This is a genomic window from Vibrio sp. 10N.261.54.A5 (assembly GCF_041471145.1).
Classification (GTDB): domain Bacteria; phylum Pseudomonadota; class Gammaproteobacteria; order Enterobacterales; family Vibrionaceae; genus Vibrio; species Vibrio crassostreae_C.
On sequence record NZ_JBFRNU010000025.1, the window covers coordinates 1 to 15656 of the forward strand.

Sequence of the window (15656 nt, forward strand, 5' to 3'; positions counted from 1 at the left end):
ATAAATTATGGAACAATTAATCTCAATAAATGGAATTTAAGATGAAGGCGATTGAACGGATTATTGACAAGGCTCACTTAGATCGTAAGCGAGTGGTTTTGAGTGAAGCTGAGGACCCGCGAGTACTAGCAGCCGCAAGAATGGCGATAGACAAACAGCTCGCTTACATCACCTTAGTCGGGGATGAACCAGCGATCATCGCTGCTGCAGAATTACATCACATTGATCTTGTGGGCATTCATATTGTCTCCCCACAAGCGTCATCACTCAAAGAAGTGCTCGCTGAGCGGTTGTATACATTAAGAAAAGCGAAAGGTATGACTTACGATGACGCGCTAGAGTTGGTTCTAGACCCACTCGTTTTTGCCAATTTGATGGTCAGAGAGGGGCTGGTGGATGGCACAGTTAATGGTGCGGTTTATACCACGTCTGATGTCGTGCGAGCTGCGCTTCAGATTATCGGCCCCGCGCCAGACAGTGAATTGGTGTCCAGTTTCTTTCTGATGATGTTGTGTGAGCCTTTCCATAATCTTAAAGGCGGCATGATTTTTAGTGACTGTGGTTTGGTGATTAACCCCAATGAAACCGAGCTAGCATCGATTGCAGTGGCCGCATCAAACAGTGCTCAAACGCTACTGATGGAAGAACCTAAAGTCGCAATGCTGTCTTTTTCGACCAACGGCAGCGCCAAGCACGAATCAGTCGATAAGGTTCGTAACGCGGCTCAACTCGTGAAACAGCGTTGTCCCGGAATCGCCGTCGATCAGGATGTTCAACTCGATGCCGCGATTGTGACTGAGATTGCCGCGAAAAAGCTGCCAGATTCAGAGGTGAAAGGTCAATCGAACGTGTTGATATTTCCCAATTTAGAAGCCGGTAATATTGGTTATAAGCTTGCGGAAAGGTTAGGCGGGGCAGTTGCGATTGGTCCACTGTTACAAGGGTTGAATCAACCTGCGAATGACTTATCAAGAGGGTGTTGCGCACAAGACATCTTTAATGTAATCGCGGTGACCGCAGTACAAGCGCAGCAAGGGAAAGTGTCTGACTCTAAGGCTGATACTGAAGCTGAGGTTGAAGAAAGACAAGAGTCGACGTTTGATTTTAGGTATTAACATCTCGCTCCTGAATCTAGCACTCAAATTCGCACTCATATCCAACCCCCAAACAACCAAATTAGGATAGCTAATGGAGTTACCTGTTTTACTCGCCATTCTTACCACTATTGCGGTGGGTACCTATTTTCAAACTGTCACCGGATTTGGCCTCGGTATCATCGTGATTGGTTTAACGGTTAGCCTTAATCTGGTTTCCTTACCCGTTATAGCCGCTGTGGTCAGTATTGTGACCTTGTTCAATTGCTTGGTCGCATTGATGGGTAAGCCACTGCTTGGGGAACTCAAGATTCTGGTGGTGTTGGTCATCGGTATTATTCCCGGCGTTTCGATGGGGGTGTACTTGCTGGACGAGTTAAGCGATTCGGCAACGCATATTCTTCGAGGACTATTAGGTGCGATGGTGCTATTCGCAGGTTTGAGTTTTATGTTCAAACCTAAAACCAGAAAGGATCGCTCGGCAACCGTATCTTTCCTTGTCTCAGGCTTTAGCTCTGGGTTAGCGGGTGGGTTGTTTGGGATGGCAGGTCCACCGATTGTTTATCATCTTTATCGGCAGCCTTTTACGCTCGATCTGGTGCGAAGCACACTGCTGATGGTTTTCGCTTGTACGTCGATGTCGCGTACTGTCAATGTCTACGCTGCAGGCGACATGGAACAGAGCATACTGTGGTTATCTGCTATTGCTGTTCCCTTGGTAGCGCTTGTCACGATGTTTGCTCGACGTTTCCCACCGCCGTTGTCTAATGATCAACTCAGAAAGTTAGTGTTTATTGTGTTGATGTTGATTGGTGGGTACTTGATGGCGGTCTCTGTATGGTCGTTGTTTTTGGCTTAGAACGTTTTCTTTATCAAAATTACCTTTGAAGGAGGAGGGCTTGATTCTCGTTTAATGCTTGATGACACCCTCCTCAATGACACGTCAGCGCTTTAGCATCTCAAAGATGTTCCTAGATAACCCGAACAAGCAGCTCTCTTGTACGTCCAAGGTAATGTTGTTGCGGTAATATGGGCTCAAATCCACTCCCATCCCCACGCCATGAATCTCAATTCCGTTTTTGGTCGACTCACGTTCAATCACTTGTTTGAGGTGGTTATCCAAATAGAACTGATCGTTGGCAGTGCTGGTGGCGGTATCCATTGGGCAGCCGTCTGAGAACACGATCAAAACCTTTCGTTGAGCAGCGTGCTGTTGCAACCGCTGGCTCGCGAACTGTACCGCTTCGCCATCAATCCCTTCTTTAAAGACGTCTGCTTTACGAAGACTCGCAATACCAAGGCGAGATCGTCTCCAATGCGTATCAAAATCCTTAAACACGATGTGCCGAACTTCGTTCAAGCGGCCTGGGTGCTTTGGTTGGCCTTGTTTAAGCCACTGTCGATAGACCTTGCCACCGTTCCAGTTGTTGGTAGTGAAGCCAATGATCTCAAATGGGATATCAGCCAATCCAACGGATTTGAGAATCGTATCCATCAACAAACTTAGCTTGTGACTGTGTTTTTGCATTGAGCCTGAGCAGTCCATCAAAAACGTGATAGCACATTGATGAGATGCACAGATGTCAGGTTGATAAAAGACAGTGCGATCCAATGGCGACGTGATGAGCTTGGTGATGGTGGTGGCGTTAACAATGCCTTCTTCTAAATGGTCCTGACGTCGGTTCCTTTGTGGCGTGGCGACAAAACTAGTGAGCATAGCGGCCAAACGGCGAGTGTTTACTTGTCTCGCCATGATGTCATCGGTGAGTTTCTGTCTCAGTTCGAGTAATAGGGCGCGCCTGACGAGTTTGTCTGCGGCGATGACTTGATCAAATTCTGAATTAAAGACCTGATAATTCGCGCCCGAAAGCTCGAACACCTTACTACTGCCTGTGATGTCGGTATCGACGTCTTGATCTTGAATGTCACCATCAACAATCAAGGCAAGCTGCGCAAGGATCTTGATGTCTTCTTCGACCGTTGGCGTGGGCGAGTTATCACTCTCTTGTTCTTGGTTGATTAACTCTTGTGCAAGGGCTGCAAGCTGATTGGCGCAGTGAGCAAACTGTTGTTGGTCGGTTCTATGTTGCTTTAAGCGCTTAAGGCTGTGCCCAAAAGTAGGCACGATGCCGGCGCGAGTTGATTCAATGGTCTCAGCGATAGGTTCAGACACCGGAACGCCAGTTAAGCGGGTGTAGATGACTTGCATCAGTGTAAACAGCAACATGCCTATTCGTGATTCGGTAAAGCCATTTTGATGATATTGGTTGCTCCAATACGCAAAGTTGAATTGGATACTGGTGGTCACGCCTTTTAGATAAGGCGGGACTTGAGATTCAATTCGGACCTGTTCGCAGAAGTCGTAAAGCAGACGTTCTATTTCGTTTTGAGGGCGCAATGAATAATGGAGGTCAGCGTCTGAAAGCAATAGTCGCAGTGCCGATGAATCGATCTTACCTTGCATCGATAGCTTGCTGTTTTTCAGCTCGTGGCGAGACACAAAGGTGAGATCGTTAGTATGTGCGGACTGGTAATAACAGGGCTTATTGCCTTTATAGAGACGTTCCCCCCGATAGTTCAGATTGAGTTCGCCACTGATTGCTCTGGCGACAGACACACCAATATCGAGGATCTTTTTCTGCTGGGAAGAAACATTGGCCATGGTTTACGACTCCGAGTGCGAATAGTTTTGAGTATGCGTTTCCAAGGCTTCACCAAAGCAACGGAAATAGTATTCGCTAACCAGTTCTTTCTCTTCGTCTTCACAGCGATTTAAGAATGACAACCTAAATGCGGTGGCTACATCGTCGAATATTTGGATGTTTTCAGCCCAAGTGAGCACCGTTCGCGGAGACATCACCGTTGAAAGGTCGCCAGCCCGAAACCCGTTGCGCGTTAATCCTGCGGTGGCGATCATTTTCTCAACCAGTTGTCGGCCACTTTTATTATTCAGCTCTGGAAGCTTGCATAACACGATCTTGGTTTCATGTTGTGGGTCTAAATAGTTGAGCGTAGCGATGATGTTCCATCTATCTAACTGACTGTGGTTAAGCACTTGAGTGCCAGAATACAAACCTGAGAAGTTACCCAAGCCAAGCGTGTTGCAGGTAGCAAACAGGCGGAAAGAAGGGTGAGGTGTGATCACTCGGTTTTGTTCTAAAGAGGTGTACTTTCCGTCTTGCTCTAACAACTGCTGAATCACAAACATCACGTCAGGACGACCAGCGTCGTACTCATCTAACACCAGTGCGATGGGTTGTTGAATGCTCTGTGGAAGAATGCCTTCTTTAAACTCAGTCACCTGCATTCCGTCTTTAATGACGATGCTGTCTTTACCTATGAAATCCAATCGACTCAGGTGTCCGTCTAGGTTGATCCTCAAACACGGCCAATTCAATCTCGCGGCAATTTGCTCAATGTGAGAAGACTTGCCCGTTCCGTGCGTGCCTTGTATCAATGTGCGACGATTGGAGGTGAACCCTGCCAATATAGCCAGCGTCACTTCGGGGTCAAAACAGTAATTAGGATCGACTCTCGGCACATATTCACCCGGATGTTCAAATGCCATCACGGTTAGGTTACTGTCGATGCCAAAGCGTTCTCTCACGCTTACCGGCTGCGTTGGTACCAATTCCGCCTCTTTCATCATATTTCCCTCTATATAGCTCATCACTTGTCGCTGCTATCGCGATATGTCATCGATTATTAACAGCTCCAGTTAAGTTAACGGCACTTTTTGTACGAAAAACTACCAATAATGTGATCCAGTTTTATTAATTAGAATGAATTGTTCCAATTTAATATAAAAAGTTGACGCGCAAAAATTCTACTACTAAGGTGAAAATGAATTCGAAAAAGAGACAATTCATTCCGAAAAATGAAATTTTGGTTAACTCAAGGAGAATGGAAGAATGAGCGAGCAAGAAAAACGTACGGTTGTTTCCGGCACAGTAACAATGACACCATCAGAAGCGTTCGTTGAAACTATGGTTGCTAATGATGTTACCGATATGTTCGGCATCATGGGGTCGGCATTTATGGACGCAATGGATATCTTTGCTCCTGCTGGCATTCGATTGGTCCCAGTAGTACACGAGCAAGGCGCTGCCCACATGGCAGATGGTTACTCCCGTGTATCGGGTCGCCACGGTGTAGTCATCGGGCAAAATGGCCCAGGTATCAGTAACTGTGTAACAGCAATTGCAGCTGCGTTCTGGGCACATAGCCCGGTCGTAATTGTGACGCCAGAGACAGGCACTAAAACAATGGGCTTAGGTGGTTTCCAAGAATGTAACCAGCTTCCAATGTTCCAAGAGTTCACTAAGTATCAAGGACACGTAACGCACCCAGATCGTATGGCGGAATACACAGGCCGATGCTTCGACCGTGCGATGAGCGAAATGGGTCCAACTCAGCTAAATATTCCTCGTGACTACTTCTACGGTGAAACTCAAACTGAAATCCCTAAACCTGCGCGTTTAGACCGAGGTCCAGGTGGTGAAAAATCTCTGAATGAAGCGGCAGACCTGATTGCTGAAGCTAAATTCCCAGTCATCATTTCTGGTGGCGGCGTGGTCATGGCCGATGCAGTTCAAGAGTGTGCGGCATTAGCAGAAAGACTGGGTGCTCCTGTTGTGAACAGCTACCTACACAATGACTCTTTCCCTGCTAGTCACCCATTATGGTGTGGTCCTTTAGGCTACCAAGGTTCGAAAGCAGCAATGAAATTGATGGCTCAAGCGGATGTGGTTATCGCTTTGGGTACACGTCTTGGTCCATTTGGTACCTTGCCTCAACATGGCATGGACTACTGGCCGAAGAACGCGAAAATCATTCAGATTGATGCCGACAACAAGATGCTTGGTCTGGTTAAGAAGATTTCGGTTGGTATCTGTGGTGATGCGAAAGCAGCAGCGGTTGCTCTATCTGAAAGATTGGAAGGCCGCGCACTGTTGTGTGATGACAACAAAGGCGCTCGCCAAGATACCGTCGCTACAGAAAAAGCACTTTGGGAAAAAGAGCTTGATGAGTGGACACACGAACGTGACTCGTTCAGCTTAGATATGATTGAGGAAAACTCACACGAGACTCCGTTCTCTGGTGGCGAATATCTACACCCACGCCAAGTATTGCGTGAACTAGAAAAAGCGATGCCAGAAGACGTAATGGTCTCAACCGATATCGGTAACATCAACTCGGTGGCAAATAGCTACTTACGCTTTGAAAAACCACGTAGTTTCTTTGCGGCAATGAGTTTTGGTAACTGTGGTTACGCGTTCCCGACCATCATTGGCGCGAAAGCAGCAGCACCTCATCGCCCAGCTATCTCTTATGCAGGCGACGGTGCGTGGGGCATGAGCCTGATGGAAACCATGACATGTGTTCGTCATAACATTCCAGTGACAGCCGTGGTATTCCACAACCGTCAATGGGGTGCAGAGAAGAAGAACCAAGTCGACTTCTACAACCGACGCTTTGTTGCCGGTGAGCTAGATAACCAAAGCTTTGCTGAAATCGCACGAGCAATGGGCGCTGAAGGTATCACGGTTGATAAGCTAGAAGATGTAGGTCCAACCTTGCAAAAAGCCATCGACATGCAGATGAACGAAGGCAAAACAACCATCATTGAAATCATGTGTACTCAGGAGTTGGGCGACCCGTTCCGCCGAGATGCGCTATCAACACCGGTTCGTTTCCTAGATAAATACAAAGATTACGTATAAGTCGTAGGAAGTTTGTCCGGCCACGGTATTTTCGAGAGTGTTAGAGAAAGTGCAATCGAGAATGTGGTCGGGCAATATTAACGGGTATTGGCAATGTACTTAAGTGAATACCGGCAACCCGTATTTCAATAATCCTTAGTCAAACGTTAGAACATGAATTAAATGACTGTTGTACATATAAGTGGTTTTAGTTATATAAACTTTGTCGTTCCTTATTAATCGACCCTTAGCTAATTGCTCCTTAGTTAATGGTTTTATAACTGTTAGTTATTGATGAGGATATATGGCTATTGATAAAGACATATACCTATTGTCATTTTTAAAATCATTCGTAACGATACTGATTAACCATGATAGTTAATTTTTTATTGTAATAAATTTAAATTAAGTGCCATATTACATGCATGCTGTGAACAATAAACGTTATATAAGCTCACTCGAAGAGCTGTATAAAATAATTAATTCATTAATGAATGAATGCAGTGACCAATGTGGTTTGATGTATAACGTGTGTGATTATGAAAATAATAATCTAATGCCAAGTTTAGGCCGTTCCAATCGTAAGAACATACGCCGTGTCGAACAAGAGTTGCTTTCAACAGTGAGAGTTTACGGTGGTCACTCGCTGAGCTCATACGACATAAATGATTGGTTATTGATGTGTTTAGCCAAAAAGCAGGGCTTTCCCACCCGTTTACTTGAATGGACAGATAGCCTGATTAATGCGTTGTGGTCTGTGTGCCATAGCCAAAGTAAAGACTGCATCAATATTGTTAAAGCGATTAATTATCATAGGGTTAGTGTTTTTAACTCACCCTATGAACTTGAAAGAACTCAGATCTTCAAAGTAGCCGACTGCGATAAGCAAGAGCAACGAACGGATAAGTGGTATTCCATTCATCCATTTAAGGACGGCAGTAATGATGCCATTCAGCCTTTGTACGATGAGAAAGAATATTCAAACGGTCTAGTATCCGTTCATATTCTTCCGTCAGCGAAAGTAAACCTGATAAAGGAGTTAATATCCATGAATGTTTTAAATGAACCGACTGATTATATCGAAGAGAAGCTAACTGATATAAAAAATGAAGCCCATGTAGATAACAATCAAGTTATTAATAAAGGTGAGGTTAATATTGAATTACAAGTGAATACTCATGATCGCCAGCTTGAGCAGTATGGCCGAAAGTATCATCAAGACTTTGATTTCGACTAAAGGCTAACATGTTCTAATTTAATTACACCTCTTATATCGTGAGTAAAAAGTTGAGTAAATAAAATTAGAACACTAATTAATTTATAAAAAGATGAAATCGGTGAGCTTAGAGATTGTTTATAACCTAACTCGAAGTTAGAGTGATGAATCTTGTTATCAAATTGTTAAATTTTCACAGATCTAGTTTAAACACTCTAATAAAAAAGTGGCGCAAAGCTACTGAAATTTAAACCAATAACGAAAACATAAAGGATTCTGGAATATGAATATGCAAGCCAATGCATCGACATTCGTGCTGGAAAACCAAGTCGACACCGCCTTTTTACAGTCATTCAGTGATGCGTGGAATAACCATGATATTGAAGCGCTGATGTCTTTCATGACAGAAGACAGTGTATTCCACACGGTGGCAGGAGAAGGCTTGCTTGGAAACACTATCGAAGGGTACGAAGCGGTTCGAAATAGCTTTGAATTGGTTTGGCAGAACTTTCCAGATGCAGCTTGGAGCGACCCTGTCCACTTTGTGTGCGGTGACCGCGCGGTGAGTGAATCAACGTTTTCTGCTACGAACCCGGATGGCAGCATCATCGAAGCTAGCATGGTCGACGTGTTTACTCTGAAAGATGGAAAAATCAGCGTAAAAATCTAAGCCCTGACGATAAGCCAATTCTTACTGAGATGTTAAATCGAGCCAAAGAAAATGGTCGTGGCGTTTACACCTATCGATGGTTAAATCCGCTGTCGAGCAAAGTGGAAACTAAGCACACTTACTATCGAGTTATCGACAATAAGTTGGTTGGGGTGGGTTATTACACAAATTCAAACAACACGTAAACGCGTTTCTACGGAACCCTCAACCCAGTTAAATAAAGGGCTGGGGGCTCGAAATGCCGGTTTGTGTAAAAAAGCAATTTAGTAAAATTCACACTGTGTAATTTTTGTTGTGAAATTGTTTCAAAAATAACAGTAGTATGAAAAACATGGAAACCACACAGTAAAGAACAATTTTGAAAAGGGTCTATTGGGATGTTTGACCTAAATGAAATTTAAAGCCGTACGAGGGATAGACTATGAATATGCTGACACTAGACAAAACAGAACTTCACAGAAACCATTCAACATTTATTGCTGAAGCTGTCTTTGCCGTCGAAATGGTGAAAGCAGACAAGCAACTCGAAAAACAGAAAATGGCGAAACAGTTGCTTGATACTTTATTTCCTCTTGAGGCGGGTTCACACGAAGACGCGGTGAGCTACGAGATTGATTACCGACATGTTCAGGTTTACTTCAAAAACGGTGAGCACACCGGCCTAAAACGCGCTAAACACTTTGTAGCTTACACAGGTGATAAATCTAAGCCTTCAGCAATCCTATTCCGTGATGAAAGCGGTACGCACGTTGAAGTGACAATCGGCGCTCGTAAAGGCACAGGCCGTCTGGAGTTGGTTGATATTCAAGATATCCAATTAGAGACGTGCACTACGTTTGGTCAAACTGAGGCGAGCCGTTCTTCTGGCATCCGTCACTGGGTGAGCCTAGTGAAGGGCGATGAAAGCGGCCGCCCGAATGCATCAAGTGAAGACAAAGAGTTCACTGCGAAAAATGGTGAAGACTATAACCTAGGTTTTTGCTTCGCAATCTAACGAACTGTCTTTGAAATGTGCAGTGCTGATCTGTGAGACGCAGCGCTGACATTTGAGCTCTGATTTCTCTTTTACCTTTGGTAACTTTCCCCGCCCCTATAGCGGGGCTTTTTTATTAGAGCTATAAGTAAATTGGGTGATTATTAAAATTATCTGCAAAAAGTTTGGATGTGATTTTACGGTGCGTCATTTTAATTTAAATTGTTGTATTTGAAGGTTTTTATTCTTTTGTTTTATTCTGTTTTTATTGGGTTAACTATCACTATCAACGGTGGTTTGGGTGACTATTGAGCTAAAAATCAGTCAAAATGCTTTGAGCTGTGCTATAATGTGCGCCTTGGGATTGAGCCAGTAAGTCCATTTATCACTAACTATTGTGATTTTTATTGCCTTTTATTTAGGCGATGCGGCGAGCCAATCAAGTAGTAGTTGGATATGGAGAGCGTCCTTATATTCGTTGAATCGGATATGCGAACATCATAATTTATGAGTTTTAAATCAAAAAAGTACAGTATTGATTCTACTGACTATCAAGTTGGTCAAGACAACGTCAGTAAATGGGGCATGGATGTCCATAACACAGTTTTCGTAGCCTCAGTTGGCTTATCTCTTCTCTTCATCATCACTCTTCTTGCTCTTCCTCCTGCAGATGCTAAAGCTGCAATTGATTCTATTAAGGGTGCTGTTCTATCAAAGTTTGACTTCCTGTTTATGTGGGGAGCTAACATCATGCTAGCGTTTGCTGTTGTTCTTGCTTTTTCACCGTTGGGTAAAATCCGTTTAGGTGGCGAAGACGCGACGGCGGACTATTCAATGTCATCTTGGATTGCGATGTTATTCGCAGCAGGTATGGGTATTGGACTTATCTTCTGGGGTGTTGCAGAGCCAACTGCGTTCTTCACTAACTGGTTCGGAACGCCATTAGACGCAGAACCTTTCACAGCCGCTGGTCGTGAACTGGCGCTAGGCGCAACCGTATTCCACTGGGGTTTTCATGCATGGGCTATCTATGGCATGACGGCGCTTTGTCTGGCGTACTTTGTTTATAACAAAGGCTTACCGCTATCAATGCGTTCTGTGTTTTACCCAATTCTGGGTGAGCGTGTGTGGGGCAAAACTGGTGATGTAATCGATGTACTAACCGTACTGGTTACTCTGTTTGGCCTTGCGACTTCATTGGGCTTAGGTGGTACACAAGCAGCAAGTGGTATTAGCCACGTGTTCGGCTTGGAAAACAACATCTTCCTTCAGCAATCAATTATCGTTTTGATTATGGGCTTGGCGATCATCTCTGTTATGCGTGGCATGGACGGTGGTGTTAAGTTCCTAAGTAACCTGAACATGGTTATTGCGTTCGTATTCCTTGGTCTTATCGCTGTATTGAACTTTACGACAGTGCTTGATTCTGTGGCGACTGCGGCAACGGGCTATGTGAAAAACATCGTAGCTTTGAGCCAAAGTGCGGGTCGTGAAGACACAACATGGCTGCATGGCTGGACTGTGTTCTACTGGGCATGGTGGGTTGCGTATGCACCATTCTTCGGTATGTTCGTAGCGCGTATTTCTAAGGGCCGTACGGTTCGTGAGTTCCTACTTTGCGTACTGATTATCCCAACATTGGTAACGTCGGCTTGGATGTCGATCTTCGGTGGCGTAGCTATCGAGCAAGTAATTAACCATGTGGGGCAACTTGGCCTCGACCAAGGCATTACAGACGTATCTCTAAGCTTGTTTTACATGCTAGATGCTTACTCGTTCGGTAGCATTCTGTCTGTTCTCGCAGTCGCGCTGATCATCGTGTTCTTCGTTACAACGTTGGACTCAGGTTCTATCGTTATCGATGGCATGACGGCGGGTGGTAAATTAGAAGTGCCAGTGAAACAGAAAGTCGTTTGGGCGGTTATCTCAGGTGCTATCGCGATGGTGATGCTGTGGATTGGTGGTACTCAATCAATCCAAGCTCTGCAATCTATTACGATTATTGCAGCACTGCCGTTTACGATCATTCTTTTGATTGGTTGTGTGAGCTTGTTGAAAGGCCTACTGACAGAAGTCGGTAAAGGGCAAGAAACGGTTACTCCGGCCACTAAGTAAGTACCTCTAGATAGGAACTTACTCTAATCAGCAGATTCAAAGCTCCCTTGCACCGCGTGCAAGGGAGCTTTTTTATGCCGTAGAAGACATCAGCGAAAGAGAAACAAAAAAGAGCCACAAGTGAGTAGTCATTTGTGGCTCTTTTAGTTCTTGGCTCTTAGTTATTAGTCTAGGTGCCCGGTTCTAGCCATGAGCGGGTTTACGCTTACGCGTTCAATTCGTGCTGAATAACGTAATCCAAAGCACCAACAACAGCAGCAACTTGAGCATCATTACACTCTTCGTCTGTTACTTTGTCACTGTCTGGGTAAACCTCTGTGGTTGTACCGTACTTACAGTCAGTCACGCCGCCACATAAGCCAAGCTTCTTCATTGGGTAGTTGATCACGCCGTGTTGAGTGACGTCTGAACCAATGATCTTGCCTTCGTCATCCGCAGGCGCAATGTGGGTTACTTTTTCAACTGAAGCGATGACAGCAGCTTGGAATTCAGGTTGTGGGTTTTCAGTATCGCCAACAGTGTAGAAACCGTCTGGGATCATACCTTCGATGTACTCAATGCCATCACGAGCTGCGAGTGCAGGTCGGAATTCAGTTTCATCAGAGTCAGTCGTCTCATGCAGGTCAACGTGAACCAATACTTCTGGCAGAGACGCTACTAGAGCTCGTAGGTTTGCTGATTCTTCTGCTGGCGTACCGTCGTAGAAAGAGCGGTTTGGATCAACAGCATTTGGATTCCAGCGGTTGATCACTTCGTAGCCCCAAGGGCTCACACAAGGTGCGACAACAATGTTGAAGTGCGCCGTGTACTTCTCTGCTTGAGTATCTGCGAATTTGATCGCACCGTGTACACCACTTGTCTCATAACCGTGAACACCGCCAGTTACCAGAACGGTTGGTTTTGATGCATCCCAGTTTTTGCTCTTGATTGCAAAAAGCGGGAAACGAACTTCATTGTAGCTCAGTGCGCCGTATTGCTGGATGTCAAAGCGGTCTGCTAATGCTTGGATTTTAGGAACGACTTCTTGCTGGTATTCGCGCTTAACGGTTCTTTGAGCAAACCATGCTTGACGTTCTGCTTGTTGCCATTTTTGCCCTAGCTTACCAATCGGGTAGGTAGATTCACTTTTCATCTATACTTTTTCTTTTATGTTCGTGAAAGATTAAGACAGATTATTCCTGTCTAACAGAGACAGCAATAGAAAACACAACTTGTGACTTTATTTTTTACAGACTCATAACTTTGATGAGTGGATTGATGGTGTTACATTTTATCAATTGTTTAATCCCTTAAAAGAGACCATAAAATGGCTGGAGCAAGTTTATTAACGCTACTGGATGACATTGCAACCGTGTTGGATGATGTCGCACTGATGTCTAAGGTGGCAGCTAAAAAAACCGCTGGTGTGTTGGGGGATGATTTAGCGCTGAACGCTCAGCAGGTATCCGGTGTTTCTGCTGAAAGAGAAATCCCAGTGGTATGGGCGGTTGCCAAAGGCTCATTTAAAAACAAGCTGATTTTGGTGCCTGCGGCATTATTGATCAGTGCTTTTATTCCTTGGCTGATCATGCCTTTGCTTTTGATTGGTGGTCTGTTTCTTTGTTTTGAAGGCGCAGAGAAAATCTTAGAGAAGCTCTTTCCTCATTCTCATCAAGATGACGAAAAGGGAGAGGATACGAGTACTGGTGAATCCATAGAGGAATATGAGAAGAGAAAGGTCGCAGGCGCGATTCGTACTGATTTCATATTATCTGCGGAAATCATTGTAATTGCGCTGGGTACCGTAACGGGTACAAGTATCGTGACTCAGATTCTTGTGGTGAGTTTGATAGCGGTTGTGATGACGATTGGTGTTTATGGCTTAGTGGCAGGGATCGTTAAGCTGGATGATTTAGGTTTCTATCTCCAGCGAACATCGAATGGCAGTGGCATTAAAACTCGATTGGGTAACGGGCTAGTCGCGTTTGCGCCCAAGTTAATGAAGACGCTTGCGGTGGTCGGTACTGCGGCGATGTTCTTGGTTGGCGGCGGTATTGTGGTGCACAACGTTCCTGCGATTCATCACTTAATTGAACCGATTATTATGGACTTCAGTGGGCATACGATTGCGACTGCGGTGGTACCAACGCTATTAAATGGTGTGATTGGGGTTTTATCTGGATTGATTGTCGTTGCTATTTGGACTGCTATCGGAAAAATTCGCGGTAAGTAATCGTTAAATTACTGCTGGGAATAAGACAGTCTTTCATCGAAACAAAAAAGGGTCACCATAATTACTATGGTGACCCTTTTCGCTAAATGGAGGGTGTTTATTTAACAGCCCAAGTGCTTATTTTACAGACCAAGCAATCGCCTCGCCGCCACGGATTGGCACAACGATGTCTGAACCGAAAGGCATCGTTTCAGCAACATTCCACTCTTCTTTAACGAGCGTAATTGTATCTGAGTTACGTGGCATGCCGTAGAAGTCTGGGCCATTGTGGCTCGCGAATGCTTCTAGGTTCTCAATCTTGCCTTCTAAATCGAATACTTCAGCGTACAGTTCAACCGCAGCGTGCGCTGTGTAAGAACCTGCACAACCACACGCTGACTCTTTTGCACCTTTAGCGTGTGGTGCAGAGTCTGTACCCAAGAAGAACTTCTTGCTGCCGCTTGTTGCCGCTTCGATAAGCGCTAATTGGTGCGTGTTGCGCTTTAGGATAGGAAGGCAGTAGAAGTGTGGCTTAATGCCGCCAACCAACATGTGGTTGCGGTTGTAAAGCAGGTGGTGAGCGGTGATAGTCGCAGCAACGTTGTCGTTCGCGTTCTTCACGAAAGTCGCAGCATCTGCAGTTGTGATGTGCTCTAGAACAATCTTCAGGTTAGGGAAGTCGTTCACAATCGGTGCAAGTACTGTGTCCAGGAACTGCTTCTCACGGTCAAAGATATCAACATCGTGAGTCGTTACTTCACCGTGTACCAAAAGTAGCATGCCAACTTCCTGCATTGCTTCTAGTACGTGGTAAATCTTTTGAGCAGAAGTTACGCCTGAATCAGAGTTTGTTGTTGCGCCAGCAGGGTATAGCTTCGCTGCTACAACAGCGCCAGATTCTTTCGCTTTACGAATTTCATCAGGTGTTGTGTTGTCTGTCAGGTAAAGTGCCATTAGAGGCTGGAATTGTTCACTTGGCTGCTCTGCCATGATGCGTTCACGGTAAGCAAGAGCCATTTCGGTATCGGTTACCGGTGGGATCGTATTTGGCATGATTAACGCTCGACCATTGTAACGGCTGATATCGCGAACTGTATCTTTTAATACTTCGCCATCGCGTAGATGAACGTGCCAGTCGTCAGGACGAGTAATCGTAAGTTGTGTCATTGAAGGCTCCCACCATTTGAAGTGTTATGTAGTTGGAGCCTAAACTCAGCGAAATCTGTGAAAGCAATCGCTTACGTTTAGGCGACAGGATGATAGTGGAAAAGTACTTTCATTTCATCCTATTTTTAACTCTTCATGGCTAGGAGCTTGTTTTTATGGATATTTTATTCGGTATCTATTTGTTAATAAGGGTTAGCGGGTGGCTACCCACAGACCATGGATCATTCCTGGAACCCAGAAGAAGAAAGTAAGAATGATATTAATCACCAAATCTTTCCCGGCGCCGCGAGCGAAGAACACGCCAACAGGCGGAAGCAGTACACATAAGATGATAATGACGAGTTTGTTCATGATAAATCCTTTTTATTCAATGAAAGTTCAATGCGGTAAACGTGTTCATATTATAGAACGTCTCGAGAGTGTTACGGCATTGCTGCCTTAATGTACCAAAATAGAAAGCTAAACATCTCAAGATACTAGCCTAGTATCAAGTGTTTAATGCCTGCCAGTTCGACTAAAGTTAGATTG

The 15656-nt window shown here is 44.8% G+C and carries 13 protein-coding genes and 1 pseudogene; 9 read left to right on the top strand and 5 right to left on the bottom strand.

Going from position 1 to position 15656, the window contains the following annotated elements:
* Positions 1-41: 41 nt before the first annotated feature.
* Positions 42-1115 (top strand): phosphate acetyltransferase, encoded by a 1074-nt coding sequence (gene pta, locus AB4329_RS08230; RefSeq protein WP_102458217.1) that lies wholly within the window; start codon positions 42-44, stop codon positions 1113-1115.
* Between the two features lie 73 nt (positions 1116-1188).
* A complete protein-coding gene (locus AB4329_RS08235) occupies positions 1189-1953 on the top strand; it encodes a sulfite exporter TauE/SafE family protein (protein ID WP_065605238.1) in 765 nt (254 codons plus the stop codon).
* 84 nt (positions 1954-2037) lie between these two features.
* On the opposite strand, the gene AB4329_RS08240 is transcribed toward AB4329_RS08235, so the two are convergent.
* Both AB4329_RS08240 and AB4329_RS08245 read right to left on the bottom strand, forming a co-directional pair.
* A complete protein-coding gene (locus AB4329_RS08240; RefSeq protein ID WP_372137992.1) occupies positions 2038-3756 on the bottom strand; it encodes a cobaltochelatase CobT-related protein in 1719 nt (572 codons plus the stop codon).
* 3 nt (positions 3757-3759) lie between these two features.
* Entirely contained in the window at positions 3760-4743 is a 984-nt protein-coding gene (locus AB4329_RS08245) for an AAA family ATPase (RefSeq protein WP_372137993.1), read from the bottom strand.
* 262 nt (positions 4744-5005) lie between these two features.
* Between AB4329_RS08245 and xsc the strand changes: the two genes are divergently transcribed.
* The 6 genes and pseudogenes from xsc (at position 5006) to AB4329_RS08275 (ending at position 11770) form a co-directional block, all read left to right on the top strand.
* The gene (xsc, locus tag AB4329_RS08250; RefSeq protein ID WP_017057935.1) at positions 5006-6817 is read left to right on the top strand and encodes a sulfoacetaldehyde acetyltransferase; all 1812 of its coding nucleotides are present in this window, start codon (positions 5006-5008) and stop codon (positions 6815-6817) included.
* Positions 6818-7217: 400 nt separating this feature from the next.
* Positions 7218-8033, top strand: coding sequence for an FRG domain-containing protein (locus tag AB4329_RS08255; RefSeq protein ID WP_372137995.1), 816 nt, complete (start codon positions 7218-7220; stop codon positions 8031-8033).
* Positions 8034-8295: 262 nt separating this feature from the next.
* Positions 8296-8682, top strand: coding sequence for a nuclear transport factor 2 family protein (locus AB4329_RS08260; RefSeq protein ID WP_372137997.1), 387 nt, complete (start codon positions 8296-8298; stop codon positions 8680-8682).
* A pseudogene (locus AB4329_RS08265) lies at positions 8676-8867 on the top strand (cache domain-containing protein); the annotation flags it as partial. The gene AB4329_RS08260 and the pseudogene AB4329_RS08265, both read left to right, overlap by 7 nt.
* A 236-nt stretch (positions 8868-9103) precedes the next feature.
* The gene (locus AB4329_RS08270) at positions 9104-9676 is read left to right on the top strand and encodes a malate synthase (RefSeq protein WP_017070684.1); all 573 of its coding nucleotides are present in this window, start codon (positions 9104-9106) and stop codon (positions 9674-9676) included.
* Positions 9677-10162: 486 nt separating this feature from the next.
* Positions 10163-11770, top strand: a complete 1608-nt coding sequence (locus AB4329_RS08275) for a BCCT family transporter (RefSeq protein WP_372137999.1) — start codon at positions 10163-10165, stop codon at positions 11768-11770.
* Positions 11771-11975: 205 nt separating this feature from the next.
* Here AB4329_RS08275 and AB4329_RS08280 read toward each other — a convergent pair whose 3' ends face one another.
* Complete coding sequence (locus AB4329_RS08280; RefSeq protein WP_372138001.1) at positions 11976-12902, bottom strand: M14 family metallocarboxypeptidase; 927 nt, start codon at positions 12900-12902, stop codon at positions 11976-11978.
* A gap of 174 nt (positions 12903-13076) precedes the next feature.
* Between AB4329_RS08280 and AB4329_RS08285 the strand changes: the two genes are divergently transcribed.
* Positions 13077-13982 carry a DUF808 domain-containing protein gene (locus AB4329_RS08285; protein ID WP_372138002.1) on the top strand — a complete coding sequence of 302 codons (906 nt, stop codon included), beginning with the start codon at positions 13077-13079 and terminating at the stop codon, positions 13980-13982.
* A gap of 117 nt (positions 13983-14099) precedes the next feature.
* On the opposite strand, the gene pyrC is transcribed toward AB4329_RS08285, so the two are convergent.
* Entirely contained in the window at positions 14100-15128 is a 1029-nt protein-coding gene (gene pyrC, locus AB4329_RS08290; RefSeq protein WP_372129481.1) for a dihydroorotase, read from the bottom strand.
* Between the two features lie 192 nt (positions 15129-15320).
* Entirely contained in the window at positions 15321-15479 is a 159-nt protein-coding gene (locus AB4329_RS08295; RefSeq protein ID WP_017059962.1) for a YqaE/Pmp3 family membrane protein, read from the bottom strand.
* Between the last annotated feature and the right edge of the window lie 177 nt (positions 15480-15656).

Bases quoted from the DNA above. Each gene is read 5' to 3' on its own strand.
- pta (WP_102458217.1), top strand. From the start codon at position 42: ATGAAGGCGATTGAACGGATTATTGACAAGGCTCACTTAGATCGTAAG.
- AB4329_RS08235 (WP_065605238.1), top strand. From the start codon at position 1,189: ATGGAGTTACCTGTTTTACTCGCCATTCTTACCACTATTGCGGTGGGT.
- AB4329_RS08240 (WP_372137992.1), bottom strand. From the start codon at position 3,756: ATGGCCAATGTTTCTTCCCAGCAGAAAAAGATCCTCGATATTGGTGTG.
- AB4329_RS08245 (WP_372137993.1), bottom strand. From the start codon at position 4,743: ATGATGAAAGAGGCGGAATTGGTACCAACGCAGCCGGTAAGCGTGAGA.
- xsc (WP_017057935.1), top strand. From the start codon at position 5,006: ATGAGCGAGCAAGAAAAACGTACGGTTGTTTCCGGCACAGTAACAATG.
- AB4329_RS08255 (WP_372137995.1), top strand. From the start codon at position 7,218: ATGCATGCTGTGAACAATAAACGTTATATAAGCTCACTCGAAGAGCTG.
- AB4329_RS08260 (WP_372137997.1), top strand. From the start codon at position 8,296: ATGAATATGCAAGCCAATGCATCGACATTCGTGCTGGAAAACCAAGTC.
- AB4329_RS08270 (WP_017070684.1), top strand. From the start codon at position 9,104: ATGAATATGCTGACACTAGACAAAACAGAACTTCACAGAAACCATTCA.
- AB4329_RS08275 (WP_372137999.1), top strand. From the start codon at position 10,163: ATGAGTTTTAAATCAAAAAAGTACAGTATTGATTCTACTGACTATCAA.
- AB4329_RS08280 (WP_372138001.1), bottom strand. From the start codon at position 12,902: ATGAAAAGTGAATCTACCTACCCGATTGGTAAGCTAGGGCAAAAATGG.
- AB4329_RS08285 (WP_372138002.1), top strand. From the start codon at position 13,077: ATGGCTGGAGCAAGTTTATTAACGCTACTGGATGACATTGCAACCGTG.
- pyrC (WP_372129481.1), bottom strand. From the start codon at position 15,128: ATGACACAACTTACGATTACTCGTCCTGACGACTGGCACGTTCATCTA.
- AB4329_RS08295 (WP_017059962.1), bottom strand. From the start codon at position 15,479: ATGAACAAACTCGTCATTATCATCTTATGTGTACTGCTTCCGCCTGTT.